The sequence below is a fragment of the Streptomyces sp. BR1 genome, assembly GCF_052373795.1.
Lineage (GTDB): Bacteria > Actinomycetota > Actinomycetes > Streptomycetales > Streptomycetaceae > Streptomyces.
The window spans coordinates 3,993,555-4,019,467 of the sequence record NZ_CM126252.1 but is presented as its reverse complement, the minus strand read 5'-3'; the positions used below and the strand labels follow the sequence as shown (position 1 = coordinate 4,019,467).

At 72.2% G+C, this 25,913-nt stretch carries 23 protein-coding genes; 10 read left to right on the top strand and 13 right to left on the bottom strand.

Annotation, left to right across the window (positions count from 1 at the left end):
* Window positions 1-60: 60 nt before the first annotated feature.
* Window positions 61-1,212 carry a zf-HC2 domain-containing protein gene (locus tag ACT1U9_RS17640; RefSeq protein WP_444539149.1) on the top strand — a complete coding sequence of 384 codons (1,152 nt, stop codon included), beginning with the start codon at window positions 61-63 and terminating at the stop codon, window positions 1,210-1,212.
* A gap of 10 nt (window positions 1,213-1,222) precedes the next feature.
* On the opposite strand, the gene purU is transcribed toward ACT1U9_RS17640, so the two are convergent.
* Together purU and ACT1U9_RS17630 are read right to left on the bottom strand one after the other, a co-directional pair.
* Window positions 1,223-2,074 carry a formyltetrahydrofolate deformylase gene (gene purU / locus ACT1U9_RS17635; RefSeq protein WP_444533686.1) on the bottom strand — a complete coding sequence of 284 codons (852 nt, stop codon included), beginning with the start codon at window positions 2,072-2,074 and terminating at the stop codon, window positions 1,223-1,225.
* A gap of 81 nt (window positions 2,075-2,155) precedes the next feature.
* A complete protein-coding gene (locus ACT1U9_RS17630) occupies window positions 2,156-2,602 on the bottom strand; it encodes an SCO4402 family protein (RefSeq protein ID WP_444539148.1) in 447 nt (148 codons plus the stop codon).
* 173 nt (window positions 2,603-2,775) lie between these two features.
* Here ACT1U9_RS17630 and ACT1U9_RS17625 point away from each other — a divergent pair, with 173 nt between their 5' ends.
* On the top strand, window positions 2,776-4,113 hold the full coding sequence (locus ACT1U9_RS17625; protein WP_444533685.1) for an ABC transporter substrate-binding protein: 1,338 nt from the start codon (window positions 2,776-2,778) through the stop codon (window positions 4,111-4,113).
* A gap of 58 nt (window positions 4,114-4,171) precedes the next feature.
* Here the strand turns inward: ACT1U9_RS17625 and ACT1U9_RS17620 are convergent, their stop codons facing one another.
* On the bottom strand, window positions 4,172-5,725 hold the full coding sequence (locus tag ACT1U9_RS17620; RefSeq protein ID WP_444533684.1) for a hypothetical protein: 1,554 nt from the start codon (window positions 5,723-5,725) through the stop codon (window positions 4,172-4,174).
* A 179-nt stretch (window positions 5,726-5,904) separates the two neighbouring features.
* On the bottom strand, window positions 5,905-7,287 hold the full coding sequence (locus ACT1U9_RS17615; protein ID WP_444533683.1) for a transcriptional regulator: 1,383 nt from the start codon (window positions 7,285-7,287) through the stop codon (window positions 5,905-5,907).
* Between the two features lie 306 nt (window positions 7,288-7,593).
* On the opposite strand from ACT1U9_RS17615, the gene ACT1U9_RS17610 reads away from it, so the two are divergent.
* The 4 genes from ACT1U9_RS17610 (at window position 7,594) to ACT1U9_RS17595 (ending at window position 11,744) form a co-directional block, all read left to right on the top strand.
* Window positions 7,594-8,292: a bifunctional DNA primase/polymerase gene (locus ACT1U9_RS17610; protein ID WP_444533682.1), complete on the top strand. Its 699-nt coding sequence runs from the start codon at window positions 7,594-7,596 to the stop codon at window positions 8,290-8,292.
* Window positions 8,293-8,347: 55 nt separating this feature from the next.
* Complete coding sequence (locus ACT1U9_RS17605) at window positions 8,348-9,175, top strand: ABC transporter ATP-binding protein (RefSeq protein WP_444539147.1); 828 nt, start codon at window positions 8,348-8,350, stop codon at window positions 9,173-9,175.
* Window positions 9,172-10,788, top strand: coding sequence for a transporter (locus ACT1U9_RS17600; protein WP_444533681.1), 1,617 nt, complete (start codon window positions 9,172-9,174; stop codon window positions 10,786-10,788). Before ACT1U9_RS17605 ends, ACT1U9_RS17600 begins: the two co-directional genes overlap by 4 nt.
* Window positions 10,789-10,892: 104 nt before the next feature.
* Window positions 10,893-11,744, top strand: coding sequence for a polysaccharide deacetylase family protein (locus ACT1U9_RS17595; RefSeq protein ID WP_444533680.1), 852 nt, complete (start codon window positions 10,893-10,895; stop codon window positions 11,742-11,744).
* A gap of 2 nt (window positions 11,745-11,746) precedes the next feature.
* Here the strand turns inward: ACT1U9_RS17595 and ACT1U9_RS17590 are convergent, their stop codons facing one another.
* Both ACT1U9_RS17590 and ACT1U9_RS17585 read right to left on the bottom strand, forming a co-directional pair.
* Window positions 11,747-12,628 carry an alpha/beta fold hydrolase gene (locus ACT1U9_RS17590; protein ID WP_444533679.1) on the bottom strand — a complete coding sequence of 294 codons (882 nt, stop codon included), beginning with the start codon at window positions 12,626-12,628 and terminating at the stop codon, window positions 11,747-11,749.
* Between the two features lie 543 nt (window positions 12,629-13,171).
* Window positions 13,172-13,864 carry a metal-dependent transcriptional regulator gene (locus ACT1U9_RS17585; RefSeq protein ID WP_188277091.1) on the bottom strand — a complete coding sequence of 231 codons (693 nt, stop codon included), beginning with the start codon at window positions 13,862-13,864 and terminating at the stop codon, window positions 13,172-13,174.
* Window positions 13,865-14,146: 282 nt separating this feature from the next.
* Here ACT1U9_RS17585 and ACT1U9_RS17580 point away from each other — a divergent pair, with 282 nt between their 5' ends.
* Window positions 14,147-14,902: an SIS domain-containing protein gene (locus ACT1U9_RS17580; protein WP_188277090.1), complete on the top strand. Its 756-nt coding sequence runs from the start codon at window positions 14,147-14,149 to the stop codon at window positions 14,900-14,902.
* 66 nt (window positions 14,903-14,968) lie between these two features.
* Here the strand turns inward: ACT1U9_RS17580 and ACT1U9_RS17575 are convergent, their stop codons facing one another.
* Window positions 14,969-16,363 (bottom strand): PAS domain-containing protein, encoded by a 1,395-nt coding sequence (locus ACT1U9_RS17575; RefSeq protein ID WP_444533678.1) that lies wholly within the window; start codon window positions 16,361-16,363, stop codon window positions 14,969-14,971.
* 273 nt (window positions 16,364-16,636) lie between these two features.
* Between ACT1U9_RS17575 and ACT1U9_RS17570 the strand changes: the two genes are divergently transcribed.
* Window positions 16,637-17,017: a VOC family protein gene (locus ACT1U9_RS17570; RefSeq protein WP_444533677.1), complete on the top strand. Its 381-nt coding sequence runs from the start codon at window positions 16,637-16,639 to the stop codon at window positions 17,015-17,017.
* 94 nt (window positions 17,018-17,111) lie between these two features.
* Here ACT1U9_RS17570 and ACT1U9_RS17565 read toward each other — a convergent pair whose 3' ends face one another.
* Window positions 17,112-18,212 carry a citrate synthase 2 gene (locus tag ACT1U9_RS17565; protein WP_444533676.1) on the bottom strand — a complete coding sequence of 367 codons (1,101 nt, stop codon included), beginning with the start codon at window positions 18,210-18,212 and terminating at the stop codon, window positions 17,112-17,114.
* 374 nt (window positions 18,213-18,586) lie between these two features.
* Here ACT1U9_RS17565 and pdxH point away from each other — a divergent pair, with 374 nt between their 5' ends.
* Together pdxH and ACT1U9_RS17555 are read left to right on the top strand one after the other, a co-directional pair.
* Window positions 18,587-19,216: a pyridoxamine 5'-phosphate oxidase gene (gene pdxH, locus ACT1U9_RS17560; protein WP_444539146.1), complete on the top strand. Its 630-nt coding sequence runs from the start codon at window positions 18,587-18,589 to the stop codon at window positions 19,214-19,216.
* Between the two features lie 381 nt (window positions 19,217-19,597).
* The gene (locus ACT1U9_RS17555; RefSeq protein ID WP_444533675.1) at window positions 19,598-19,867 is read left to right on the top strand and encodes a hypothetical protein; all 270 of its coding nucleotides are present in this window, start codon (window positions 19,598-19,600) and stop codon (window positions 19,865-19,867) included.
* A gap of 49 nt (window positions 19,868-19,916) precedes the next feature.
* Here ACT1U9_RS17555 and ACT1U9_RS17550 read toward each other — a convergent pair whose 3' ends face one another.
* From ACT1U9_RS17550 to ACT1U9_RS17530, 5 genes are read right to left on the bottom strand one after another with little or no spacing between them, the layout of a single operon-like run.
* The gene (locus ACT1U9_RS17550) at window positions 19,917-20,507 is read right to left on the bottom strand and encodes a TetR/AcrR family transcriptional regulator (RefSeq protein ID WP_444533674.1); all 591 of its coding nucleotides are present in this window, start codon (window positions 20,505-20,507) and stop codon (window positions 19,917-19,919) included.
* Entirely contained in the window at window positions 20,504-21,238 is a 735-nt protein-coding gene (locus tag ACT1U9_RS17545; RefSeq protein ID WP_444533673.1) for an enoyl-CoA hydratase family protein, read from the bottom strand. The genes ACT1U9_RS17550 and ACT1U9_RS17545 overlap by 4 nt, the downstream gene beginning before the upstream one ends.
* Window positions 21,235-22,827, bottom strand: a complete 1,593-nt coding sequence (locus ACT1U9_RS17540; RefSeq protein WP_444533672.1) for an AMP-binding protein — start codon at window positions 22,825-22,827, stop codon at window positions 21,235-21,237. Before ACT1U9_RS17540 ends, ACT1U9_RS17545 begins: the two co-directional genes overlap by 4 nt.
* A 20-nt stretch (window positions 22,828-22,847) precedes the next feature.
* Complete coding sequence (locus tag ACT1U9_RS17535; protein WP_444533671.1) at window positions 22,848-23,999, bottom strand: acyl-CoA dehydrogenase family protein; 1,152 nt, start codon at window positions 23,997-23,999, stop codon at window positions 22,848-22,850.
* The gene (locus tag ACT1U9_RS17530; protein ID WP_444533670.1) at window positions 23,996-25,906 is read right to left on the bottom strand and encodes an ATP-binding protein; all 1,911 of its coding nucleotides are present in this window, start codon (window positions 25,904-25,906) and stop codon (window positions 23,996-23,998) included. Before ACT1U9_RS17530 ends, ACT1U9_RS17535 begins: the two co-directional genes overlap by 4 nt.
* Between the last annotated feature and the right edge of the window lie 7 nt (window positions 25,907-25,913).

The following is a 25,913-nucleotide window of genomic DNA, read 5'->3' as shown; positions in this document are numbered from 1 at the left end:
ACGCCGCGCATACCGCCACCGCGCCGCGCGGCCGACGACATCGAGGAGCTTCCCCCGGCCATGCCCGAGCCGATGCCCACGAAGGTCCCCGAGCCGGTCCGGGCCGAGCCCGTCGTGCGCTCGCACGCCGTGCTGAAGTCCCTGCTCGGGGCGTGGGCGCTCGCCGCGTGCTCGACCGAGGAGACCGAGGCCGTCGAGGCGCACCTCACCGAGTGCGCGCCCTGCGCGGAGGAGGCGCTGCGGCTGCGGGACGCGGTGGGGCTGCTGCACACCGACCGCAGCCTGGACCTGGACCCGCTGCTGCGGTCCCGGGTGCTTGAGAACTGTCTGGGGCGGCGCCCGGCCCGTATCCCGGTGCCGGACTGGGCCGCTCCGTACGACGCGGAGACCGCTCGTCTGGACTCGCTGCTCAATGACTTCGGCGATGCGGAGTGGCATGCGCCGGTGCGGCTGAAGTGGTTCGAGCACGAGCGGCAGGTGAGCCGCCGCACCACCGTGGCCGGGGTGATCGGGCATCTGATGGCGGTGGACGGTCTGGTGGCGACCGCGCTCGGCCTGGAGGACCCGGCGGGCACCTCGCTGCCTGCCGGCCCGACCGCGCGCACCGAGGCGTTCTGGACCGCCACGCGGTTCCCGCTCACGCGCGCGGTGCGCGAGCCGTGGCGCGAGCACAGCCACAGCCTGATCCGTACGGTGTCGTTCGCGGGCCGGGGCGTGGCCGAACTGGACGTCCCCTACGGCGAGTTCGCGCTGCCGCTCAAGGACGCGTTCCTCGACCGCGCCTTCGAGTGCTGGATCCACGCGGGCGACATCGCGGACGCCGTCGACTACCCGTACGAGCCGCCGTCCGGGGCGCATCTGCACAAGATGATCGACCTGGCGGCGCGGATCCTGCCGAGCGCGCTCGCGGCCCGCCGCCGCGCGGGCCTCGCCGCTCCGGCGCGCGGTCTGGTGACGGCGGGCGCGCCGGGCCGCTCGCTGCGGCTGGAGATCGAGGGCGCGGGCGGCGGCGAGTGGTTCATCGCGCTCGACTCCCCCGCCGCCAAGGGCTCGCCCGACCACGTGGTGGCCCATATCGCCGTGGACGGCGTGGAGTTCTGCCGACTCGCCGCGGGGCACGTCCCGCCGGAGGACGCGGCGGCGGGCCGGCGCGGCGACCGCGAGGCGGTCCGGGACGTGCTCTTCGCGACGGCGTCGCTCAGCAGGCTGTGAAGGTGGCCTGCTAGGCGAAGACGACCGTACGGCGGCCGTTGAGCAGGATGCGGTGCTCCGCGTGCCACTTCACGGCCCGCGCGAGCGCCTGGCACTCCACGTCACGGCCGATGGCGACGAGCTGGTCGGGGGTGACCTCGTGGCCGACGCGCTCGACCTCCTGCTCGATGATCGGGCCCTCGTCGAGGTCCGCCGTCACATAGTGCGCGGTGGCACCGATCAGCTTCACCCCGCGCGCGTGCGCCTGGTGGTACGGCTTCGCGCCCTTGAAGCTCGGCAGGAACGAGTGGTGGATGTTGATGATCCGGCCGCTCAGCTGCTTGCAGAGGTCGTCCGAGAGGACCTGCATATAGCGGGCGAGCACGACGAGCTCGACGTTCTCCTCCCGTACGAGATCGAGCAGCTGGCCCTCGGCCGCCGCCTTCGTCTCCTTCGTCACTGGGATGTGGCGGAAGGGGATGTCGTACGAGGACACGAGTTCGGCGAAATCGGTGTGGTTGGAGACCACCGCCGCGATCTCCACCGGCAGCGCGCCGATCTTGGAGCGGAACAGCAGGTCGTTGAGGCAGTGGCCGAACTTGGAGACCATCAGGACGATCCGCATGCGCTCGTCCGCGCGGTGGATCTGCCAGTCCATCTGGAAGGAGTCGCCCACGGCCGCGAAGCTGGCGCGCAGCTTGTCGACGGTCACCGGAGCCTCGGCCGAGAAGTGGACGCGCATGAAGAAGAGACCCGAGTCGCGGTCTCCGAACTGCTGACTGTCCTCGATATTGCAGCCGGTGATGAAGAGATAGCTCGACACGGCGTGCACGATGCCCTGTTTGTCCGGGCAGGAGAGCGTGAGGACGTACTGGTCAGTCATCCAGGCAGGATGCCACAAGCGGCCGGTGCCGCTGGTCACCGCTCAGGATGCGGACCCGTACGTGGACGCCCCCAAGGAGGCTCAGGCCGAGCGCGTCTGGATGCGCAGGACCTCAAGGGAGCGGGGCGCCGCGTCCGGGTCGTCCGCGTCGTTGACCGCGAGCCGCACATGCGCCTCGCGGGCCGCGCGGACCGCCTCGGGCCAGCCGTGGTGGGCCAGGAACGCCGAGATCGGGGCGTCCGCCCCCACCTGGTGCATGATCCGCAGCACCCGCAGCACGGCCACGTCCACCAGCGCGGCCTCGCCGGAGTCGCGGAAGACCGTGCCGACGTATTTCTCCGCCGACCAGTTGTCCAGCCAGGTGTCCTCGACCAGCCGGTAGACGGCGTCGGTGATGTCCCCGTACCCCTCCCGCCCGGCCAGCCAGGTGTCCTGGTGGAAGGACTCGTCGGAGAGCATGTGCAGCGCCGAGCGCACGTTCGCGCGCCAGCGCCACCACGGCATGTCATTCAACGGCATGCCGCCCATGGTGGAGGAGCGACGGCCGCGACGGGAAGAGCTGGCTGAACCTTGCTGCACGCGTTCGATCGTACGTTCCCCTTGTTCGGGGCGTCCCATGCCCCCGTAATTCACCTGAGCGTCACCGAGCGTTGACCAATGCCCACTGCGCTGTTACCCATGAGGCGGAATTGTGCAGGGACATGACCGGATGGCGCAGCTCCTCCTCCTCCCGCCCCTGGAAGTCCGTGACGGCTGTCTTAGTCGTCGCGTCAACGGCGGCCGGGGCCGCGCTGTTCTCCGGCTGTGGCGCACTCCCTGGAGCCGCGGGGGGCTCCAGGGAGCCTGTCACCGTGATGACATGGGCTCCTGCGGACACTCGCTCGACCAATATGCCCGGAATGCCCTCCATGGCGAAGGCGTACGCGCGCTGGGTCAACGCACACGGCGGCATCGACGGCCACCGCCTCGACGTCCTCACCTGCAACGAGCAGAACACCGCGACAGGCGCCGCCGAGTGCGCCCGCCAGGCGGTGAAGGCGCACGCGATCGCGGTCGTCGGCTCCTACAGCCAGTACGGCCGCGCCTTCATGTCCCCGCTCGAAGCCGCCGGCATCCCCTACATAGGCGGCTACGGCGTCTCCGACGAGGAGTTCTCCAGCGCGCTCTCCTACCCCGTCAACGGCGGCCAGGCGACCCTCCTGGCGGGCAGCGGCAAGCAGTTGGCACTCTGGTGCGACAAGGTCGCGCTCGTACGGCCCGACACCGTCTCCGGCGACCTGCTGCCCCAGCTCCTCAACGAGGGCCTGTCCTCCGCCCATAAGCGCCAGGCCGCCGACATCCGCACGGCCGACGACGCCGGCGACTACACCCAGCAGGCCCAGGACGCGCTCGTGAAGGCCGGGGCGGACCCCGAACTGCCGGGCCGCATCGGCAAGAAGGCGGCGGCCGACCAGGCCCGCAAGGGGTGCGTGACGGCGGTCCTGGGCGATCGCACCGAGACGTTCTTCGACTCCTTCCGGCGCGTGGAGAGCGACGACCAGAAGGTGCAGGTCGCCTCCGTGCTCGGCTCGGTCGGCCAGCCGCTGGTGGACCGTACGGGCGGCAAGGACGGGCCGTTCGAGGGCGCGTACGTCACCGGCTGGTACCCGGAGGCGGGCGACGCGCGCTGGGCGCCGATGCAGGAGGTCATCCGGGAGCAGGCGTTCCGGGACGACACGATCGACGCGGCGGACGCGGGCGTGCAGACGACGTGGATCGCCTACACGGTCCTCAAGCGGGTCATCGAGTCCCTCGACCAGAACGACGTCGCCGCGCACGACCTGGTCCGGGCGCTCAACAAGGGCGTCAGCGTGGACACGGGCGGGCTGACGCCGACGCTGCGGTGGAAGTTCGAAGACATGCTGGCGGCGCCGGACTTCCCCCGGATCGTCAACCGGGACGTGACGTTCCAGGTGGTGAAGGACGGGCGCCTGGTGGCTGCGAAGAAGGGCTTCACGGATGTGAGCGGCACGCTGGAGGACGCGTCGGCCCTGGGCTGACGCGCGCCCGTCCGTACGGCGGGGAGGCTCAGAGCGGTGAACCTCTGAGCCGGACGCCTCAGAGCTGGGACGAGGAGCGCTTCGTGAGGCCGTACTTGCCCGCGATCGCGTTCCACAGGCCCGACGCCTGCTGCTTGGCGACGGTCGCCTCGCCGCTGGAGCGGTCGCCCTGGGCCGCCTCCGGTCCGTAACGGGCGTGGCCGCCGTGCTTGCAGGCCTTGCCCTTGCCGGACTGGTCGGCCCAGGAGGCGTAGTGGTTGTCGGCGGAGGCGGACGCCTGCCACGCCTTGGTGAGCTGGGCGGTGAGCTTGGCGTTGTTCGGCAGCTTGTCGACGGCCACCTGCTGGAGCCGGGTGACCAGATCGCCGCGCTGCTTGGCCGCGTCGCGCAGCGTGGACGCGGCCACGTCCAGCTTGTCGCAGTTGCGGATGTTCGCGACCGCGCCGATCACCGCGTCGCGGCTGTTGTTGCTGTCGGCGAGGAGCTTGTCGAGCTCGACGGCCTGCGCCTTGGCGGGGTCGTCGCCGGGCTTTGCGCCACTGTCGCCGCCGGCGGTCGGCGTGGTCGCGGCGATCGGGGTGTTGTCGTCCTTCTTGCTGTCGCCGCCGCCCCCGCTGAGGAGGTACCCGGCGCCGAGCCCGACGACCGCGAGGCCGACGCCGGCGGCCGCGATGATGCCGAGCCGCGAGCGGCGCCGGGGCTCGTCGTCGTAGGAGTCGTACGCGTACGAGTCGCCGGGCGGCGGGGGCTGCTGCTGGTACTGCTGGGCCGACGGCGGCTGCTGGAACTGCGGCGGCTGCGACTGCGGCTGCACCTGGACCGAGGGGGCCGTGCTGAACCGGCCCAACTGCTGGGTCTCGCCGCCGCGTTGGGGCTGCGGCGCACCGTCGGTGCGGAAGAGGCTGTCGAACTCGGCGGGAGGCTGCCGCTCCCCGGGGGCGCCCGGGCGTATGCCGTACGGGGCGTCCTGCGGGGGCGCGGGGACCGCCGAGGCGGCCGGGACCGGCGGCAGGTACTGGGTCGCGGCGGCGCCGCTCGTCTCCGGCGGCAGGGCGCCCGGGGGCGCCGGGGGCACGGGCGCGAGGAACTGGGTGGCCTCCGCGCCGCCGGGGGCCGGGGGCACGGGGTCGATGAACCGCGTCGCGTCCGAGGCACCGGCCGGGCCGGGGACGGGAGCGATGTACTGGGTGGCGTCCGAGGCACCGGGGGCCGGGGGCACGGGCGCGATGAACTGCGTGGCCTCGGAGGCGCCGGGCGGGGGCGCGATGTACTGGGTCGCCTCCGAGGCGCCGGGCGGGGGTGCGCTCAGGTACTGCGTCGCCTCCGAGCCGCTGTCGGACGCCGGGACCGGCGGGATGTACTGCGTGGCGTCCGTGGTCTCGGCGGGCAGCGGCTGGGCCCAGACGGTCGCGGGCCCTTGCGCGGCCGGGGCCTGCGCGGGCTGCTCGGGCCGCTCCGGGCCCCACGGCTGGCCCCAGGACTGCCCGGCGGGCGGCGCCGCCTGCGGGGCCGGGGGCCAGGGGGCGGATCCTTCGGCGGGCAGCACGACGCCCTCGTGTGCGGGCCGTACAGCGGGCAGCTGCGGCTCGTCACCCTGTCGGCTCTGCGTCACCGGGACTCCTACGCGTGGGATCTACGGAACGTCGGGTCACGCTACCGGGTCCCCCATCGGGGTGCCACGCCCACCTGTCCCGGGACGCCCGACGCGCTCCCTCCGGTTCCCACCGGCGCGCTTCCCGTGCCGTATCGCACGCCTGCGAGCCGCGCCCCTCACGGGGCGCGGCTCGCCCCTCACGCCGCCTGCAACTCCAGGCGCGCCCCGAACTCCCGTACCGCGGGCTCGTCCGCGTACGGCTCAAGGCGCTGCTGGAGGTCGTCCAGGTAGTCCGCGCCCCGGTTGGTGCGCAGGGTGGACAGGAGGTCCACCGCGCGCGTGCCGGTGGCGCAGGCCAGTTCCACTTCGCGCTGCTGGACCTGGGCCGTGGCCAGCAGGACGAGTCCGATCGCCCGGCGCCGTGCGCGGGTCTCGGGGTGGCCCGCCAGCGACTCCTCGGCGCGCCGCGCCGCCGCCTCGGGCTGGCCGAGGTCGCGGTGGCAGTGCGCGAGTTCGTCGGAGAGGTAGGCGTGGTCGAAGTGGGCGATCCAGGACGGGTCGTCGCCGGAGTCCGCCGACGCCGCCTCCATCGCCGCGAGCGCCCGCCCGGCCACGGTCTGGCAGGTGCGCGCGTCGCCCAGGAGCGCGTGGCCGCGTGCCTCGGCCGCGAAGAACATCGCCTCCGCGCGCGGGGTGACCCGGCCCCGGGAACCTTCCTGGGCGGCCCGGGCCAGCTGGGCGATCTCGCGCGGGTTGCCCAGCTGCGCGGCGAGGTGGCTCATGGAGGCGGCGAGCACGTAACCGCCGTAGCCGCGGTCCCCGGCCGCCTGGGCGAGCCGCAGGGCCTGGATGTAGTAGCGCTGGGCCAGACCCGGCTGGCCGGTGTCGACGGCCATGTAGCCCGCCAGTTCCGTGAGCCGCGCCACCGCCGCGAACAGCTGGCGCCCGACCGTCTCGCGGTACGAGCCCGCGAGCAGCCCGGAGACCACGCTGTTGAGGTAGTGGACGACGACCGGGCGGACATGCCCGGAGCCGAACCGGTGGTCGAGCTCGACCAGCGCCTCGGTCATCGCCCGTACCGCGTCGACGTCCGCGACCCCGACCCGCTGCCCGGCGCTCCGCGCGACCTGCGCGTCCGCCCCGGTGATCAGCCAGTCGCGGCTCGGCTCGACGAGGGCGGACGCGGCGACCGTGGAGCCGGTCAGGAAGTCGCGGCGGCCCACGTCGCTGCGCCACAGCTCGCAGACCTGCTCGATGGCGCCGAGGACGGTGGGCGAGAACTGCAGGCCCACCCCCGACGCCAGGTTCTTGCCGTTGGCCATGCCGATCTCGTCGATCGTCACCGTCCGCCCGAGCTTGCGCCCGAGCGCCTCGGCGATGATCCCCGGCGCCCGTCCCCTGGGCTGCTGGCCGCGGAGCCAGCGCGCCACCGATGTCTTGTCGTACCGAAGGTCGAGCCCGCGTTCGGCGCCGACCATGTTGACGCGCCGGGCGAGACCCGCGTTGGAGCACCCGGCTTCCTGGATGAGCGCCTGCAGCCGTTCATTGGGCTGGCGGGCGACTAGAGGCCTGGCTGCCATGTGAACCCCCTGAGGCGGCAGTTGATCACTCCTGTGATCACTGCCCTGCGAAAAGGCAGAGAATGCGAAGGAACCGAAGGAAAGCGTTGGAACCAGGAAATGCACAGGAAATCGGACGACTTGTCGCATAAATGGCCGAACGGTCGTACCTCTGTGGCATTGCCGTGTTTCTGTGGGATCCCCCCGCATGTGCCTACCCGCAACGAGAGGTGCGACCTCGCGCGCGCCCCCGTCCATGCACCCATGCGCCCCGGATGCAGGATCGATGCTCCTGCCCCGCAAGCGGCGCGCCCGTAACCCGAGGTGATGGCGGTAGTTGAGTTCTGCGTGGAAGAGACCATCACAGGCACGGAAGCCGCACAGATCCCCAAGCAGCGCGGCGACCAGCTCCTCGACAGCGCGGTGCGGTACGCGGAAGAGCGGCACTGGGACGTGTTCCCCGGCACCTGGCTGGAGGCGGCCGAAGGGGTCGAGCACTGCTCGTGCGGCGATGCCGCCTGCCCCTCGCCGGGCGCGCACCCGTCCCGGCCGGACTGGGCGACCCAGGCCACCGGCAGCGCCGTCGCCGCCCGCCGGTTGTGGTCGAAGCAGCCCAAGGCGTCGATCCTGCTGCCCACCGGACGGACCTTCGACGCGATCGACGTACCGGAGTCGGCGGGCTTCCTCGCGCTTGCCCGGATGGAGCGGATGGAGCTCACCCTCGGCCCGGTCACCTGCACCCCGGACCGCCGGATGCTCTTCTTCGTGCTGCCCGGAGCCGGCGTGAAGGTCCCCGATCTCGTACGCAAGCTGGGCTGGACGGCGGCCTCGATCGATCTGATCACCCGGGGCGAGGGGCATTACGTGGCGGCCCCGCCGACCCGCGTCGGCGGCCATGGCGCGGTCCAGTGGGCCCGGCGCCCCACCCCGGCCAACCGCTGGCTGCCCGATGCGGAGGAATTGATCAGTCCGCTTGCCTACGCCTGTGGCCGTGAGGCCGCCTCCGCCCGGTTGCGCCGCTCGTAGGCTGGTCCCCGTGGACGTACGGACAGACGTACGGACGGGGACGAAAGGCAGCACCATGCCGGACCAGACATTCGGTGACTCTTCCGACACCGCGGGCGGTGTACCGGGCACCCCGCCCGCCGTCCGGGTGCGGGGTCTGTGGAAGCGCTTCGGCGAGCAGATCGCCGTGGCCGGGATCGATCTGGAGCTCCCGGCGGGGAAGTTCATCGGCCTCGTGGGTCCCAACGGGGCCGGCAAGACCACCACGCTGTCGATGGTGACCGGGCTGCTCCGGCCCGACATGGGCAGCGTCGAGATCGGCGGCCACGACGTCTGGCGCGACCCGGTCGCCGTGAAGGCGCGGATCGGCGTGCTGCCGGAGGGGCTGCGGCTCTTCGAGCGCCTCTCGGGACGCGAACTGCTCGCGTACACCGGGCGGCTGCGCGGGCTGCCGGGCGCCGAGGTCGACAAGCGGGCCACCCAGCTCCTGGACGTCCTGGACCTGGCGGGCGCCCAGCACAAGCTCGTCGTGGACTACTCGACGGGTATGCGCAAGAAGATCGGGCTCGCGGCCGCGCTGCTCCACAACCCCGAAGTGCTGTTCCTGGACGAGCCGTTCGAGGGCGTCGACCCGGTCTCGGCGGCGACGATCCGCCGGGTCCTGGAGCGCTACACCGCCTCCGGCGCCACCGTCGTCTTCTCCAGCCACGTCATGGAGCTCGTCGAGTCGCTGTGCGACTGGGTCGCCGTGATGGCCGCCGGACGCATCCGCGCCCAGGGCACCCTCGCCGAGGTCCGGGGCGGCTCCGACTCCTTGCAGAACGCTTTCCTCGAACTCGTGGGCGCCCATGACCGGGACGCCGGCGACGCGCTCGACTGGCTGGGCGGCGGTGCGGCGCGATGACCACGACCGCCGAAGCGACGCCCGCCCCCGTGGGCACCGTCCCGCTCACCCCCGTCTTCGTCCGGCTCAAGCTCTCGCTGCTCAAGAACGGGCTGCGCCAGTCCGGCGGGCGCCGCACCGCCTACATCGTCTCGGCCGTGCTCGCCCTGCTCTTCGCGGCCCTCCAGCTGATCGGCCTGCTCGCGCTGCGCGACAACGCGCACGCGGGCACGGTCGCGGTCCTCGCCACCGCCGTCCTCGCGCTCGCCTGGACCGTGATGCCGCTGTTCTTCCCGAGCGGCGACGAGACCCTGGACGCGACCCGGCTCGTCATGCTGCCGCTGCGGCCGCGCCCGCTGATCGCGGCGCTGCTCGCGGCGTCCCTCGTCGGCATCGGGCCGCTGTTCACGCTCTGCCTGGTGCTCGGCTCGGGCATCGCGGTCGCGCACAGCGCGGTGGCCGCCCTCGTCGCGGTCGTCGCGGTGCCGCTGACGATCCTGGTGTGCGTGGCGCTCGCCCGCACGGTCGCGGCCGCCAACACCCGGCTGCTGACCTCCCGCAAGGGCCGCGACCTCGCGGTGCTCAGCGGCCTGGTGATCGCGGTGGGCTTCCAGTTCGTCAACTTCGGCATGCAGAAGCTCGGCGACTCCGGCGGCCTGTCCGCACTCGACCCGGCCGCGAAGGTCATCCGCTGGGTGCCGCCGGCCGCCGCGATCGGCGCGGTGGATTCGGCGAGCCAGGGATCGTACGGCCGTATGGCGATCCAACTCCTGCTCACCGCCGTCGCGTTGAGTGTCCTGCTCTACGCCTGGCAGCGCTCGCTCACCCAGTTGATGACGACCCCGGACGGCTCCACGCTGCGCCCCGACGCCGCCCGCAAGGAGTCCAAGCCGGGACTCGCCGGACTGCTGCCGCAGAACCGCACCGGCACCGTCATGCTGCGCACCCTGCGCTACGTGTGGCGCGACCCCAAGACCAAGGCGTCCTGGATCACCTCGCTCGCCATCGGCCTCATCGTGCCGGTCTTCAACGCCCTCCAGGGCCACGGCTCGGTGTACTTCGCCACGTTCGGCGCGTTCATGCTGGGCGCGCAGATGTACAACCAGTTCGGCCAGGACACCTCGGCGTTCTGGATGGTCGTCCAGACGATCTCGTCCTCCCGGGACGCGTATCTGGAGCTGCGCGCCCGCGCCCTGGCGATCCTCCTGGTGACGGCCCCGTACACGGTCCTGGTCGCGGTGGTGACGGGCTCGCTGACCGGCAAGTGGGCCGCGTTCCCGGAGGCGTTGGGGCTCTCCTTCGCGCTGCTCGGCGCGATGCTGGCGACGGGTGCGTTCGCCTCGGCGACGTTCCCGTACTCGATTCCCCAGGACAGCCGCAAGAACGTGGCGCCCGGCCAGGGCGGCATCGCCTTCCTCGCCATCCTCGGCGGCATGGTCACCAGCGGTCTGCTGTGCCTGCCGATGATCGCCCTGACGATCTGGCTGCACGTCTCCGGGAACGGCGCCCAGTGGATGGTCCTGCCCGCCGGTGCGGTCTACGCGCTGCTCATCGCGTACGCGGGGCTGCGCGCGGCCGCACCGCGTACGGCGAAGCGGCTGCCGGAGATCCTGCTCGCGGTCAGCCGGGGCTGATCCCCGACCCCGCCGGGCCGCACTCGTGGCCCGGCGGGGCTCCCGGTCACTCCGCCGGGTGACGTCCGCATGCGCGCCGGGACGAGCATGGGTAGATCTTTTGTGTGACCGCGTATCGAGTGTCCCCGAGAGCCATGATCGCCGGGCTCGCCGCCTCCATACTGCTGTTCGGCGTGGGCTGCGCCACCGGCGAGCGGGTCTCGGACGCGCCGAAGGCCGACACCGCGCAGCATGTGCACGAGGGCGACGAGAGCCCGGGCTTCCACGACCGCCCCGAAGCCCAGGGCCCGGGTCCGCTGCCGTACACCCCGCTGTGCCGCGCGGCGAAGTGCATCGCGCTCACCTTCGACGACGGGCCCGGCCCGTACACCGCGAACCTGCTCGACATACTCGGCAAGGAAGGCGTGCGGGCGACGTTCTTCCTGGTCGGCGACAAGCCCGTACACACGTATCCCGATCTCGTACGGCGCATCGCCGCCCAGGGGCATGTGATCGGCAACCACACCTGGACGCACCCGGTCCTGACCGGGCTGCCCGAGGCCGAGGTGCTGCGCCAGCTGAGCCTCACGCAGCAGGTGATCCAGCAGCTCACCGGCCACAAGCCCACCCTGATGCGGCCGCCCAAGGGCCTCACCGACGCCCGCGTCACGGGCGCGACCCGCGCGCTCGGGCTCTCCCAGATCCTGTGGAACGTGACGGCGACGGACTACCACAACCGCACCACCGAGCTCGTACGCAAACTCGTCCTGGAGCGGGCGCGGCGGGGCGGCGTGATCCTGCTGCACGACGTCCTGCCATGGACCGTGCCCGCCGTGCCCGGCATCATCACGGGCCTGCGCGCCGCGGGCTACACGCTGGTGACGGTCCCCCAGCTGTACGAGAACATGCAGCCGGGCGAGCAGTACCCGGTGTGGGCGACGCCCGCGCCCCCGTCAACACCGAAGCCGCACAGCTGAGTTCAGGGTGACGACGGGACCGGGTGGCCCGCCGTCTCCTCCAGGAACGGCTCGACCACCTCGCGCCAGCCCTCCGGCCGGTCGTAGTGGACGAGATGGCCGGCATCGGCCACCTCCGCGTACTGCCCGAGCGGCAGCTGGCGGACCATCTCCTGGGCCTCGGCCCGGCCGAGCTCGCCGTCGAGGCCGCGCACCACGAGCGCGGGGCAGCGCACCTGCGCCAGCTCCTCCCAGTGCGCGTCGTACACCCAGGTCTCGCGGGACCTGAGCATCTGGCGGCGCGAGAAGACCGGGCGCCAGCCGTCGGCGCGCTCGGCCATCACCTCGGCGAAGAAGTCGCCCCGGGCCGGACTTGGCCGCTCCACCCAGGGGTCGTCCTCGCCGAACCACTTGCGTACGTCCGCGAGCGTCGCGAACGGCACCGGCCAGGACTTGAACCAGTCCTCCCACTCGCGCTGCGAGGCCGCGCCGAGCGCCGAGGCGCGCATGTCGCAGATCACCAGCGCCCGTACGAGGTCGGGGCGGCGGGCCGCAAGCTGCCAGGCGGTGAGGGCGCCCATGGAGTGGCCGACGAGGGTGACGGGGGCCAGGCTCAGCTGTTCGATCGCGGCCTCGGCGTCCGCCACGTACGCCTCGCGCGTGAAGGGCCCTTCGGCGGGCTTGTCGCTGCGGCCGTGGCCGCGCTGGTCGAGGGCGACCGCGCGGTGCCGCTCGGCGAGCCAGCGGGCCGTGGCCGCCCAGTGCGCCGCGCGGCCCATCAGCCCGTGGAGCAGCAGCACCCCGGACGCCGGGTCGGACTCCCGGCGGCCCTTGGGCGGGTCCGCGAACTCCCAGGCAGCGAGGCGTACGCCATCGGATCCCGTCACGTCGATGCGTCGCACCATGTGTCCTGGCACCCCCTTCAGCCCCCGAGCTCCGAGGTCAGTTCACGGCAGGGTATCGAACCTCTATTCGAAAACTGGCGTCTCTCGCGCAACACCCCTCGTTCGAGTGACCCGACTCAAGGATTGACGGCCCGCGCCGAGGGGAGATCTTCTGCGGGAGGCGGGCGGCCATCGGGCGACCGAGAGGCCGACCCGAGGGAGCTGACCCCGAGAGCTCGGGGCTCCGGGTCAGCACCGGGGAGGGCAGGCCCCGGCGCCGCAAGGCGTCGGGGCCCTCTGCGTCACCGGCGCGGGCACGGGAAGCCGGGGCGGTCCGCACGATCCCCTCACCTCCCCGGCCGTACACCCTTCAGGTCATATGCCTCAAGACAGCCTGGCACGCGATCCGCCCGACCGCTGCCGTTCCGACCGGAAATCGTGGGCACCCGCCCAGGACCGGACATCTACTCAACTCCCTTGTGCCCCAAGGGAAACGGGGGCGGGGCCGGGAATCCCTCTCCCGGCCCCGCCCCCGCACACAGATCCACGGTGTACGTACGCGGCCTACCGCTTGGCCACGAAGACGTGCGACGCCACGTCCGCGCCCAGCTCGGCGGCCTCGCCGCTGCTGCCGACCAGGACGCCGCCCGGGGACGCGGTCACGCTGACCACGGCGCCGGGCTGCACGCCCGCGCGGCGCAGCGTGTACATCAGCTGCGCGTCCGTCTGGATCGGCTCGCCGATACGGCGCACGACCACGGTCATGCCGTCGGCCGTCGCCTCCAGCTCGTTCAGGCTGATGATCCCGTCCTCCAGGAACGCGTCGGCCTCGGCCTTCTCGCCCAGCTCCTCCAGGCCCGGGATCGGGTTGCCGTACGGCGACTCGGTGGGGTGGCGCAGGAGCTCCAGGACGCGGCGCTCCACCGCCTCGCTCATCACGTGCTCCCAGCGGCAGGCCTCGGCGTGCACCTGCTCCCACTCCAGGCCGATCACGTCGACGAGCAGGCACTCGGCGAGGCGGTGCTTGCGCATCACCCGGGTCGCCAGGCGCCGGCCCTCGTCGGTCAGCTCCAGGTGCCGGTCCCCGGCGACCTGCACCAGACCGTCGCGCTCCATGCGCGCGACCGTCTGGCTCACCGTCGGCCCGCTCTGGTCGAGGCGCTCGGCGATCCGGGCGCGCATGGGGACCACACCCTCTTCCTCAAGTTCGAGGATGGTGCGGAGATACATCTCCGTCGTGTCGATCAGTCCGGACATACGTGCCCCTCGATGCTGTGACTGGTAAAAGCACTCGTGCGCTGGCCCTGGCTCAATTCTGACGCATACCACTGACAACCGTGCCCCGGCGGAGGACCGGCCCGCGCGACACCGGGGCCGTCCGCCCGCGCCCGGCCCGCCCCGCCGTGCGCCGGTGCGCGCGGCAGGGCGTATTGACACGGGAATGGTCCAGACCGCAACGTGTGCGGCGGCACCGACATTCCCACCGCGCACTCCCCCCGACCCACCCCACCGATTCTCACCCCGGAAAGGGCCCAGGCGATGAGCGAGAGCAAACTGGCCGGTCAGTTCTTCGACGCCGCCATCGGGCTGCTCCAGCGGGTACGGGACGAGGAGGCCGGGAACATCGCCGCCGCCGGGACCGCGGTCGCCGACGCGGTCGCCTCGGGCGGCCGCCTCTTCGCCTTCGGCGCCGGCCACTCCTCACTGCCCGCCCAGGACGTCGTCTACCGGGCCGGCGGACTCGCCCTGATGAACCTGCTCGCCGTCCCCGGCACCGTCGGCGTCGACGTCATGCCCGCCACCCTCGGCTCCGCCCTGGAGCGCGTCGACGGCCTCGCGAGCGCGGTCCTGGACTCCAGCCCCGCCCGGCCCGGCGACGTCGTCGTGATCATCTCGCTGTCCGGCCGCAACGCGCTGCCCGTCGAGATGGCCATGAACGCGCGCGCCCTCGGTCTCAAGGTCATCGGCGTCACCTCGGTCGCGTACGCCGAGGGCACCAAGTCGCGGCACGTCTCCGGCACGTTCCTGCGCGACCACTGCGACATCGTCCTCGACAGCAAGATCGCGATCGGGGACGCGGAGCTCACCCACGAGGGCGTCGAGGCCCCCTTCGGGCCCGCCTCGACCGTGGTCACCAGCGCGCTGATGCAGGCGATGATGGCGGCCGCCGCCGAGTCCCTGGCCGAGCGCGGCATCGAGCCGCCGCTGCTGCGGTCGGGGAACGTGGACGGCGGGCACGAGTGGAACGGGCGGGTCATGGCGGAGTACCGGGAGCGGATCTTCTTCCGGCCGTAGGCCGTTCTGCTCGCGGCCGCAAGCCTTTCCGCTTGCGGCCGTGAGCCGGGCGGGCCTTGACGGGGCTCAGCGACGGGGCTCGGCCCCCAGCGCCTCCCCCAGATCCAGCGACACCGCCACCCGTACGGCCACGCTCTCCGCGTACGTCGCGTCCGGGCGCTCGAAGGCCGGGCGGCCCGGGCCGCGCAGGAACGTGAGCACCCCCAGCGTGCGCCCCCGGCTGCGCAGGACCGTGCACAGCGCATGGCGGGCGTCCGGCGGCCACTGGCGCTCCTGCGCCCAGGTCTGCGCCCCCGCGCCCCCGCTCGCCCGTACCGAACCGATGCGGTCGACCGACTGCAGGGCCGGGTGGCCCGGCGCGTACCCGACCGGGATGCCGCCGCCCACCACCGGCGCGACCGGGCCCGGCGCGCTCGCCGGGGACGCCGCCATCCGCAGCAGCCGGTCCTCGCCCACCACCAGATCGACCAGCGCGTGATCCGCGAACCCGGCGAGCGCGAAGTCCAGATACGAGGTCGCCGCCTCCACCGGGTCCTCGCACTCCGCCGCCGCGCGCGAGGCCCGGTACAGCTGGTTCCAGCGGAACCGCAGCCGGTCCGACTCCTGGTCGGCGAGCTTCGCGTCCGTCACGTCCTGGAACAGCCAGGCGACCCCCAGCGGCACCGGCTCCTCCGCCAGCGGCGAGGCGAGCCGCAGGAACCCGCTGCGCCAGCAGCGCCGCCGCTCGCCCTCGGCCGTCCGCAGCGTCACCCACAGCTCGGTCGGCGACGTCGGCGCGCCCTCCGACAGCACATGGTGCAGCGCGCCCTCCAGCTCCTCGACGCCCTGCACGATCAACTCGCCCAGCGGCCGCCCCAGTACCGTGACCCGCCCGGTCCCGAGCGCGCGCGCCGCGTACGCGTTGACGACGGTCGGCCGCAGATCCACATCGACCAGGACCACACCCCAGGACCCGTCCTCGAACAGCGCCTCGCTCAGCGCGATCGACCGCTCCAGGTCGATCTGCGCGTGCACCTCGCTGAACGCGCAGTACACCCCGGCCGGTTTGCCGTCGCCGCCGCGCACCCCGGCCGACTGCGTCCGTACGAGAACGCGGCCGCCGTCCTTCTTCAGGAGCGCGAACTCGTGCACCACGCGGCCCGGCGCGTCCATGGCGGCCATCAGCCGCCCCTCCACCTCACCGGCGTCCGCGGCGCGCACCGCCCACCCCGCGAAGCCCTGCCGCCCGACCGCCTCCTCGGCGCTCCAGCCGAGGATCCGCTCGGCCTCGCGGTTCCAGTGCGTCACCGCACCGCCCGCGTCGAACGCGCACAGCGCGGCGTCCATGCCGTCGAGCAGCGCGGCCAGCAGATCGCCGCCGTGCTCGGGCTCGGCCGTCGGCGGGCCGCCGGTGCCCCCGCCCTCCCGGTCCGGTTCGTCGGGACCGAGGGCGTTGGTGGTCTCGCTCCGGGAAGCACTCATCCTGGCACCCCCTGCAGGACGTGTCGCCGCGTCACGCCGACGCACCGACGCGCGTCAGATCATTCAACTGGAACGTGACGCATCCCACACCGAGTTCAAGGAAATCACTTCGGCAGAGGGATCGTTTTCCGTCGCGGAAACGATTCACGTGCCCACGCCCACGGTGTTTCGCACGCCCGCGCACCTCCCCGTCCCGGCCATGCCCGTTGATCGCCGGGAAGTCCGGAAACACACGTCTTTCCAGACCCACCCGTCGCGCACATAGTGACGGCCATGACCTCTCTGATACGTCATGTGACGTTCGACTGCGCCGACGCGTACCGCCTGGCCACGTTCTGGGCCGCGGCCCTCGACGGCAGCCTCTCCGACGAGGACTTCCCCGGCGACCCCGAGGCGCTGGTCACGGCCGGGTCCACGGCGCTCCTCTTCGTCACGGTCCCGGACACCAAGTCGGTCAAGAACCGCGTCCACCTCGACCTCCAGCCCGAGGACCGCACCCGCGACGAGGAGGTCGCCCGCCTGCTCGCGCTCGGCGCCACCGTCGCCGGGGACCACCGCCGCCCCGACGGATCGGGCTGGGTCACGATGGCCGACGTGGAGGGCAACGAGTTCTGCGTGGAGCGCAGTGCGGGGGAACGGCCGGGCACGCGATAGACGCCGCACGCGCGCGTGGCGCCACCCCCGTCCCCGGGGCGGCGCCACGCGCGTACAACGTCCGTACGGACGCAAGGGCCATGCACTCAGAGGCTCAGGCCCCGATGCCCTCGAACCCCTCCACCGCGCGCGGGTCGCGCGGGCCCGGGCCGATGTAGCGGGCCGACGGGCGCACCAGACGGCCCGTCCGCTTCTGCTCCAGGATGTGCGCCGACCAGCCCGCCGTACGGGCGCAGGTGAACATCGACGTGAACATGTGCGCCGGGACCTCCGCGAAGTCCAGCGTGATCGCGGCCCAGAACTCGACGTTCGTGGCCAGCACCCGGTCGGGGCGGCGGGCGTGCAGCTCCTCCAGCGCGGCCTTCTCCAGCGCCTCCGCGACCTCGAAGCGCGGCGCGCCCAGCTCCTTGGCGGTGCGGCGCAGCACGCGCGCGCGGGGGTCCTCGGCGCGGTACACCCGGTGCCCGAAGCCCATCAGGCGCTCGCCCTTGTCGAGCGCCTTCTTCACGTACGCGGTGGCGTCGCCGGTCCGCTCGATCTCCTCGATCATGCCGAGGACGCGCGAGGGCGCGCCGCCGTGCAGCGGCCCGGACATCGCGCCGACCGCACCGGAGAGCGCGGCGGCCACGTCGGCGCCGGTGGAGGCGATGACGCGCGCGGTGAACGTCGACGCGTTCATGCCGTGCTCGGCGGCCGACGTCCAGTACGCGTCGACGGCCTTCACATGCTTCGGGTCGGGCTCGCCGCGCCAGCGGATCATGAACCGCTCGACGATGGACTCCGCCTTGTCGATCTCCTTCTGCGGCACCATCGGCAGCCCCTGACCGCGCGCCGACTGGGCCACGTACGAGAGCGCCATGACGGCGGCGCGGGCCAGGTTGTCGCGGGCGGTCTGCTCGTCGATGTCGAGCAGCGGCTTCAGCCCCCACACCGGCGCGAGCATCGCGAGCGCGGACTGCACGTCGACACGGATGTCACCGGAGTGGACGGGAATGGGGAACGGCTCGGCCGGCGGCAGGCCCGGGTTGAAGGCGCCGTCGACGAGCAGCCCCCACACGTTCCCGAACGACACATGGCCGACGAGGTCCTCGATATCGACGCCACGGTAGCGAAGGGCGCCCCCCTCCTTGTCGGGTTCGGCGATCTCCGTCTCGAACGCGACGACTCCTTCAAGTCCGGGTACGAAGTCGGACATCAGGCGGCTCCTCATGATGCGCGGAAATGGGTCGGGCAGGGGGCGCCCCTTCCCCCGTCATGCCCCGTGCGGCGGCGAAATCACCCACCGGGTCGTAGGGGGGCCACAGTGGCCCAGCGCAGAGTTTGGCGGGTTCAACGGGTGCGGGGAAGCGTGACATCCGGCACACTGCGCCATTTGCCGCGAGGAGGGTTGGCGACCCTCGGTGCCGGGAAAACTGACACGCCGTGCCATTCACGTGTACGGCAGGAAGACGCGTCCGCGCCTTCGACGGAGCTCGGCCGCGCCCTCGACGGAGTACGGCCGGAAGACACCGCCACGCCCTCGACGGGGTACGGCAGGATGACGCCGTGACCGACCACGACCCCGCCGCCATGCGCCGCCAGTACCGCACGACACTCCTCGACGAGGAGGACCTCGCCGCCACCCCCATGGCCCAGTTCGCGCGCTGGTTCAAGGAGGCCGTCACCGCCGGACTGCACGAGCCGAACGCCATGGTCGTCGCCACGGCGACCCCCGACGGCCGCCCCTCGACCCGCACGGTCCTGCTGAAGGCGTACGACGAACGAGGCTTCGTCTTCTACACCAACTACACCTCCCGCAAGGCCCGGGAACTGGCGGCGAACCCGCACATCTCACTGCTCTTCCCCTGGCACCAGATCGCCCGCCAGATCATCGTCACCGGCACGGCGACCCAGGTCCCCCGCGAGGAGACCGAGGCCTACTTCCGCACCCGCCCCCACGGCTCCCAGCTGGGCGCCTGGGCGAGCGCGCAGTCGACGGTGATCGCGTCACGAGACGTACTGACGCACCAGTACGAGGAGTTGTCGACCCAGTACCCCGAGGGCGGCCCGGAGATCCCGGTCCCCCCGCATTGGGGCGGCTACAGGGTGGTGCCGGAGACAGTCGAACTCTGGCAGGGCCACGAAAACCGCCTGCACGACAGACTGCGGTACGCGGCGGAGGCTCCGGGGGCATGGCGGGTAGAACGCCTAAGCCCGTAAGTCATCCGGGTCCTGGCACGCAGAAACCCGCGGGCTCGGGTTCCTCCGAAGAGAAGCCGGCCGGACGTACCGGCGAGCCCGCGGGTCGGTGACTGCTGGGATTGGCCGGCGCAAGCCGGCACCGCACAAAGAGTGCGACTGACAGGCGCTAGCCCGCAGTCACCTCACGCGTCCGGTATTCATACATCTGCCGAACCACCTCCCTTCTCGTGTGCCCCACACATTAGGAAAGCCCTGCGGGCCCGACAACCGAATTAAATCGACGCTTCGGTCCCCTTGATCGTTTCACCCCAACCCCAGGTAAAGTCGATCACGGACCAGTCCCCCCCCCACAACGGGCCCCCACGGCCCGGGATTTGGAGTACGACGATGCGTCGCACCGTGACCACCGTCCTCGCCGCCGCTCTGCTTGCCGGTGGTATAGCCGTTACCGCCGCTCCCGCGCAGGCCGCCCCCGTCAAGGCCTCCGTCGCCGGTGGGGTGATCCACTGTGCGCCGGCGGAGCTGCGGCAGCAGGCCGCTCAGCTGGACCGGAAGGCCGATGAGCTGAACGCGCTGGGCGACCGTACTGCCGCCGCGAAGGCGCACCAGGATGCCGAGGACCTTCGCCGGCAGGCCAAGGCTTGTGAGGATGCTGAGAACAACTCGTAAGGCGTGACAAGTTGGGGGCGCGTCGGCGCCCCCAACCCCCTCCCCCCACTCACGCCAGCGCCGACTCCACCAGCCTCGACCACTGCGCCACTACCCGTTCCCGTCGCGCCTTGTCGTCCGTCAGCAGGTTCGCCAGGCCCAGGCCCCTCGCCATGTCGAGGAGGCCCTGGACCGTTTCGCGTACACCCGGGACCGATTCGTCCGCTCCCAGCAGTGATATTGCGATGCGGTGGGATTCCCTGCCCACCCTCGCCTCCAACTCACGTACTCGCGCGTGTAGTTGCGGCTCATTTGATGCCGCCACCCACAGGTGCAGTGCCGCGCGGAACAGTGGGCCCGTGTACAGGTCGACCAGGCGGGCCACCACTGTGGGGCGGTCTGTGGGGCCCAGGGCTCGCAGGGCTGTGGAGCGCTCCTCCGCCACGTACTCCACCGCCGCCGTGAACAAGTCCTCCCGCGTCGGGAAGTGGTGTTGGGCCGCGCCGCGCGAGACGCCCGCGCGTTCCGCCACCACCGAGACCGTCGAGCCCGACCAGCCCCGTTCCGCCAGGCACGCCACCGCCGCCTCCAGGAGGCGCTGGCGCGTCGCCCGGCTGCGGTCCTGCTTCGGCTCCTTGGCGGAGGCGGTCGCAGACGTCATCGCACCCATTCCGGATCCCGTCGTTCCAGGAACGCCGTCACGCCCTCCTTCGCCTCGGCCGAGGCGAACAGGGCCGCCGAACGCGCGCTCAAGTCTTCCGTCCAGCGGTCGAACATCTCCACCACCGTAGCCGTGACCAGCGCCTTCGATGCCGCCAGGCCCCCCGGGGATGCCTTGCGAAGCCCCTCCAGGATCGGCACAGCACACGAGTCCACATCCTGCGCCCACGACGTCAGCAGGCCCGCCCTCACCGCCTCCTCCGGACCGAAGCGCTCACCCGTCAGGTAGTACCGCGCCGCCGCCCGAGGGTCCATGCGCGGCAGCAGCGGCATGGAGATCACGGCGGGGGCGAGGCCGAGGCGGGACTCCGTGAAGGCGTACGTCGACTCCGGGCCCGCCACCGCGATGTCGCAGGACCCCAACAGGCCGAGCCCGCCCGCCCGTACGTGGCCCGTCACGCGCGCCACCACCGGCTTCGGCAGCTCCACCACCGCCCGCATCAGCGCCACGAACGCGGCCGGGTCCGGTGGTGCCTTGAGGTCGGCGCCCGCGCAGAACGTCGAGCCGGCGTGGGTCAGCACCACCGCCCGTACGTCCGCGTCCGCCGCGCACCCCGCCAGCGCCTCCCCCAACTCGCCCACCAGCCCGGCCGACAGCGCGTTCCGGTTGGCCGGTGAGTCGAGCGTCAGGGTGCGGATGCCCCGGTCCTGCGAACTGCCGATGTATGTCACGCCTCACCCTTCTCGCGGTCCCGAAGCTCGCGTCGCAGGATCTTTCCCGTCGCCGCCCGAGGCACCTCGCCGATGAACTCCACCCTGCGCACCTTCTTGTACGGCGCCACCCGCTCGGCCACGTACGCCATGACCTCGTCCGCCGAAAGGTCCGGCGCACCCGGCGCGCGCACCACATAAGCGCACGGCACCTCCGTGCCGTCCTCGTCGCACACGCCGATCACCGCCGCGTCCGCGATGGACGGATGGGCGAGGAGCAGGGCCTCCAGCTCGGCCGGGGCGACCTGGAAGCCCTTGTATTTGATCAGCTCCTTCACGCGGTCCACCACGAACAGCCATCCCTCGCCGTCCACTTGGCCCACATCCCCCGTGTGCACCCACCCCTCCGCGTCGATCATCTCGGCGGTGGCGTCGGGGCGGCCGAGGTAGCCCTTCATGACCTGCGGGCCCCGGATGGCGATCTCGCCGGGTTCGTCGACGCCCAGGTCCTTCTCCGGGTCGTCCAGCGACAGAATGCGCATCTCCGTGCCGGGGAGCAGTTTGCCGACCGCGCCCGGCGGCGGGTTCACGGCGGCGAGCGGGACGACGTGGGTGCCGGGCGAGAGTTCGGTCATGCCGTACGCCTGGCGGACCGGCGGGAGTTTGAGGCGGGCCGAGCAGGCGGCCGCGAGCTGGGCGTCGAGCGGCGCCGCCGCACTCACCACGTACTCCAAGGAGGACAGGTCGTACTGCGCCACCGACGGGTGCTTGGCCAGCGCCAGCACTATCGGCGGGGCCACATACAGGCCCGTGATGCGGTGGCGTTCGATCGCCGCCAAGAACTGGTCGAGGTCGAAGCGGGGCAGCACCACCACCGTGGCGCCGTACCGCAGCGGGGCGTTGAGCAGCGCCGTCAGGCCGTAGATGTGGAAGAAGGGGAGGACCGCCAGGATGCGGTCGCCGGGTTTCATCGGGAACACCGGGGCCAGCTGTGCCAGGTTGGTGGCGATCGAGCGGTGGGTGAGCATGACGCCCTTGGGGACGCCGGTGGTGCCCGAGGAGTACGGCAGTACGGCGATGTCCTCGCCGGGGTCGATCGACACCTCGGGTTCGGGCGCCGTGGAGGCGAACATGTCGAGCACCGAGCGGTGGCCGTCCGCCCGGTCGCAGACGAATATCTCGGCTATGGACCCGCTGAGTTCGGCCGCCCGGCGGGCCGTCTCCAGAAGTGGCGCGATCGTGACGATGAAGCGGGCCGAGGAGTCGGCGATCTGTTTGGCGAACTCCTCGGCCGTGGCCAGCGGGTGGACGGTGGTCACGGACGCCCCGGCCCTGGTGGCGCCGTAGAACACGGCGGGGAACAGCACCGAGTTGGGGCTGTGCAGGGCGAGGACGTCACCCTTGGCGAGCCCGGCCTCGGCGAGGGCGGCGGCCACCCGGCGGTGCTGGACGTCCAGCAGGGCGTACGAGACGGTGGTGGCGCCCGTCGGGTCGGTGCCGTCGATCAGGGCGGTGGCGTCGCCGTGCCGGGGCACGGCGTGCCCGAGGACCGCCTGGTGGATGGGTTCGTCGACGGCCGGGACGGCCGGGTACTCGCTGTGGAAGACCATGGGGGCACGTCCTAGTACGGCTAGTACGACTTGGGAAGCCCCAGCGTCTGATGCGAGACATAGTTGAGGATCATCTCGCGGCTGACCGGCGCGATCCTGGCCACGCGCGCCGCCGTGATCAGCGCCGCGAGCCCGTACTCGCGGGTGAGGCCGTTGCCGCCGAGGGTGTGCACGGCCTGGTCGACGGCCTTGACGCAGGCTTCGGCGGCCGCGTACTTGGCCATGTTGGCGGCCTCGCCCGCGCCCATGTCGTCGCCCGCGTCGTAGAGTGCGGCGGCCTTCTGCATCATCAGCCGGGCGAGTTCGAGCTCGATGTGGGCCTGGGCGAGCGGGTGGGCGATGGCCTGGTGGGCGCCGATGGGCGCCTTCCACACCTGCCGCTCACGGGCGTACGCGATGGCCTTGCCCAGTGCGTAGCGGCCCATGCCGATCGCGAACGCGGCGGTCATGATGCGCTCGGGGTTGAGCCCGGCGAAGAGCTGGAGCAGGCCCGCGTCCTCGTCGCCCACCAGCGCTTCGGCGGGCAGCCGCACCTCGTCGAGGACGAGCTCGAACTGCTTCTCCTGGGCCTGGAGTTCCATGTCGATCTGCGAGCGCTCGAAGCCGGGCGTCTCGCGCGGGACGATGAACAGGCAGGGCTTGAGGCTGCCGGTGCGGGCGTCTTCGGTGCGGCCGACGATGAGGGTGGCGTCCGCGATGTCGACGCCGGAGATGAAGACCTTGCGCCCGGTGAGGATCCAGCCGCCGGTCTCCGCGTCGCGGCGGGCGGTGGTGGTGATGCGGTGCGAGTTGGACCCGGCGTCGGGTTCGGTGATGCCGAAGGCCATGGTGAGCGAGCCGTCGGCGAGCCCGGGCAGCCACTTTGAACGCTGCTCCTCGGTACCGAAGCGGGCGATGACCGTGCCGCAGATCGCGGGCGAGACGACCATCATCAGCAGCGGACAGCCCGCCGCCCCCAACTCCTCCAGGACTATGGAAAGTTCGGCCATCCCGCCGCCCCCGCCGCCGTATGTCTCGGGGAGGTTCACGCCGAGGTAGCCGAGCTTGGCGGCCTCGGCCCACAGCACCTCACGGTCGTGTCCCCGCCCGTGCCGCCTGCCGAGCGCGGCCACGGCGGAACGCAGATCCTGGAGCTCCTGGCTCTCGATGACACTGGCTTTGACTGAGCTCATGACGGCTGGTCCTCCTGTGCTTCGGGTTCGTCCTGGACGACGGCGAGCAGGGCGCCGACCTCGACCTGGCGGCCGGGGACGGCGTGGAGCGCGGTGAGCGTGCCGGAGTGGGGGGCGGTGACGGGGTGGGTCATCTTCATGGCCTCCAGCCACAGCAGCGGCTGCCCCGCCCGCACCAGGTCCCCCTCGGCGAGCCCGTCCGCGACCCGGACCACCACGCCCGGCATGGGCGCGAGCAGCGATCCGGGTGCGACGAGTTCGGCGGGGTCGGTGAAGCGGGGGTGTGCGGTGAGGGTGTACGCGCCGGAGGCGGTGTCGACGTACACCTGATCGCCGTGGCGGGCGACCTCGAAATCCCGTGCCACGCCGTCGACTTCGAGGCGTACGCGGCCGGGCTCGGCGGATTCCAGGCGTACGCCGGGGAAGTCCTCGGCGGTGAGCCCGTCCCGGGTGAGGCGGTAGCGGATCTCGTGGTCGCCGTACCGTTTGACCTGGGGCTGGGACGGGAGGTTGCGCCAGCCGCCGCCGAAGCGGGGAGTCCGCCCGGCCGCGTCGGCGAGGGCGGCGGCGAGGGCGGCGTACGACTCGCCCTCGCGCGGCTCGGTGAGGGCCGTGAGGTGGCGGTCGTAGAAGCCGGTGTCGAGGCGCGCGGCCGTGAAGTCCGGGTGGCGCAGGGTGCGTACGAGCAGGTCGCGGTTGGTGGTGGGGCCGTGGACCCGGGCGAGTTCGAGCGCGCGGGCGAGTTTACGGACGGCGGCCGCGCGGGTCGGGGCGTGCACGATCGCCTTGGCGAGCATGGCGTCGTAGTGGACCCCGATGGTGTCGCCGTCGCCGTATCCCCGGTCCAGACGTACGCCGGGGATGTCCAGGCGGTGCAGGACGCCGGTCTGCGGGGTCCAGCCGTGCGCCGGGTCCTCCGCGTAGAGACGGGCCTCGATGGCGTGGCCGGATGCCTGCGGCGGCTCGGCGGACAGGGCGGCGCCCTCGGCGACCTGGAGCTGGAGCGCGACCAGATCGATCCCGAACACGGCCTCGGTGACGGGGTGTTCGACCTGGAGGCGGGTGTTCATCTCCAGGAAGTACGCCCGGCCGTCCGCGTCGACCAGGAACTCGACCGTGCCCGCACCCCGGTACGAGACGGTCCGGGCGGCGGCCACGGCGGCGGTGCGCAGCCGGGTCCGCAGCGCCTCGGGCAGCCCGGGCGCGGGGGCCTCCTCGATCACCTTCTGATGGCGGCGCTGGAGCGAGCAGTCCCGGGTACCGAGCGCCCACACCGTGCCGTGCGCGTCAGCCATGATCTGGACTTCCACGTGCCGCCCGCGCGCGATATATGGCTCGGCGAACACCTCGCCGTCCCCGAACGCGGACCGGGCCTCGGCGGAGGCGGCCTCCAACTCGCCTGCCAGCACGGCGAGTTCACGTACCACTCGCATACCGCGCCCGCCCCCACCCGCAGCCGCCTTCAGGAGCAGCGGCAGATCGGCGTCGGTGGCCTTCGCCGGGTCGACGGGGGCGAGCAGCGGCACTCCGGCCGCCGCCATCAGCTCCTTGGCGCGGGTCTTCGAAGCCATCGCCTCGATGGCTGCGGGCGGCGGGCCGACCCAGGTGAGGCCGGCGTCGACGACCGCCCGCGCGAAGTCGGCGTTCTCGGAGAGGAACCCGTACCCGGGGTGCACGGCGTCCGCGCCCGCCGCGAGCGCCGCCTTCACGATCAGGTCGCCGCGCAGATACGTCTCGGCGGGCGCGGCCCCCGGCAGCCGCACGGCCGCGTCCGCCTCCCGTACGTGCGGGCTGTGCGCGTCGGCGTCCGAATGCACGGCGACGGTGGAGATGCCCAGGTCACGGCAGGTGCGGAAGACCCGGCAGGCTATCTCGCCCCGGTTGGCCACAAGGAGGGAAGTGATCATCTGGGGG

Bases quoted from the DNA above. Each gene is read 5' to 3' on its own strand.
- ACT1U9_RS17535 (WP_444533671.1), bottom strand. From the start codon at position 23,999: ATGAGCTCAGTCAAAGCCAGTGTCATCGAGAGCCAGGAGCTCCAGGAT.
- ACT1U9_RS17640 (WP_444539149.1), top strand. From the start codon at position 61: ATGCCCGAGCCGATGCCCACGAAGGTCCCCGAGCCGGTCCGGGCCGAG.
- ACT1U9_RS17580 (WP_188277090.1), top strand. From the start codon at position 14,147: ATGAGCGAGAGCAAACTGGCCGGTCAGTTCTTCGACGCCGCCATCGGG.
- ACT1U9_RS17585 (WP_188277091.1), bottom strand. From the start codon at position 13,864: ATGTCCGGACTGATCGACACGACGGAGATGTATCTCCGCACCATCCTC.
- ACT1U9_RS17530 (WP_444533670.1), bottom strand. From the start codon at position 25,906: ATGATCACTTCCCTCCTTGTGGCCAACCGGGGCGAGATAGCCTGCCGG.
- ACT1U9_RS17575 (WP_444533678.1), bottom strand. From the start codon at position 16,363: ATGAGTGCTTCCCGGAGCGAGACCACCAACGCCCTCGGTCCCGACGAA.
- ACT1U9_RS17570 (WP_444533677.1), top strand. From the start codon at position 16,637: ATGACCTCTCTGATACGTCATGTGACGTTCGACTGCGCCGACGCGTAC.
- ACT1U9_RS17615 (WP_444533683.1), bottom strand. From the start codon at position 7,287: ATGGCAGCCAGGCCTCTAGTCGCCCGCCAGCCCAATGAACGGCTGCAG.
- ACT1U9_RS17590 (WP_444533679.1), bottom strand. From the start codon at position 12,628: ATGGTGCGACGCATCGACGTGACGGGATCCGATGGCGTACGCCTCGCT.
- ACT1U9_RS17565 (WP_444533676.1), bottom strand. From the start codon at position 18,212: ATGTCCGACTTCGTACCCGGACTTGAAGGAGTCGTCGCGTTCGAGACG.
- ACT1U9_RS17630 (WP_444539148.1), bottom strand. From the start codon at position 2,602: ATGGGCGGCATGCCGTTGAATGACATGCCGTGGTGGCGCTGGCGCGCG.
- ACT1U9_RS17600 (WP_444533681.1), top strand. From the start codon at position 9,172: ATGACCACGACCGCCGAAGCGACGCCCGCCCCCGTGGGCACCGTCCCG.
- ACT1U9_RS17540 (WP_444533672.1), bottom strand. From the start codon at position 22,827: ATGGTCTTCCACAGCGAGTACCCGGCCGTCCCGGCCGTCGACGAACCC.
- ACT1U9_RS17605 (WP_444539147.1), top strand. From the start codon at position 8,348: ATGCCGGACCAGACATTCGGTGACTCTTCCGACACCGCGGGCGGTGTA.
- ACT1U9_RS17625 (WP_444533685.1), top strand. From the start codon at position 2,776: ATGACCGGATGGCGCAGCTCCTCCTCCTCCCGCCCCTGGAAGTCCGTG.
- ACT1U9_RS17610 (WP_444533682.1), top strand. From the start codon at position 7,594: ATGGCGGTAGTTGAGTTCTGCGTGGAAGAGACCATCACAGGCACGGAA.
- pdxH (WP_444539146.1), top strand. From the start codon at position 18,587: ATGCGCCGCCAGTACCGCACGACACTCCTCGACGAGGAGGACCTCGCC.
- purU (WP_444533686.1), bottom strand. From the start codon at position 2,074: ATGACTGACCAGTACGTCCTCACGCTCTCCTGCCCGGACAAACAGGGC.
- ACT1U9_RS17550 (WP_444533674.1), bottom strand. From the start codon at position 20,507: ATGACGTCTGCGACCGCCTCCGCCAAGGAGCCGAAGCAGGACCGCAGC.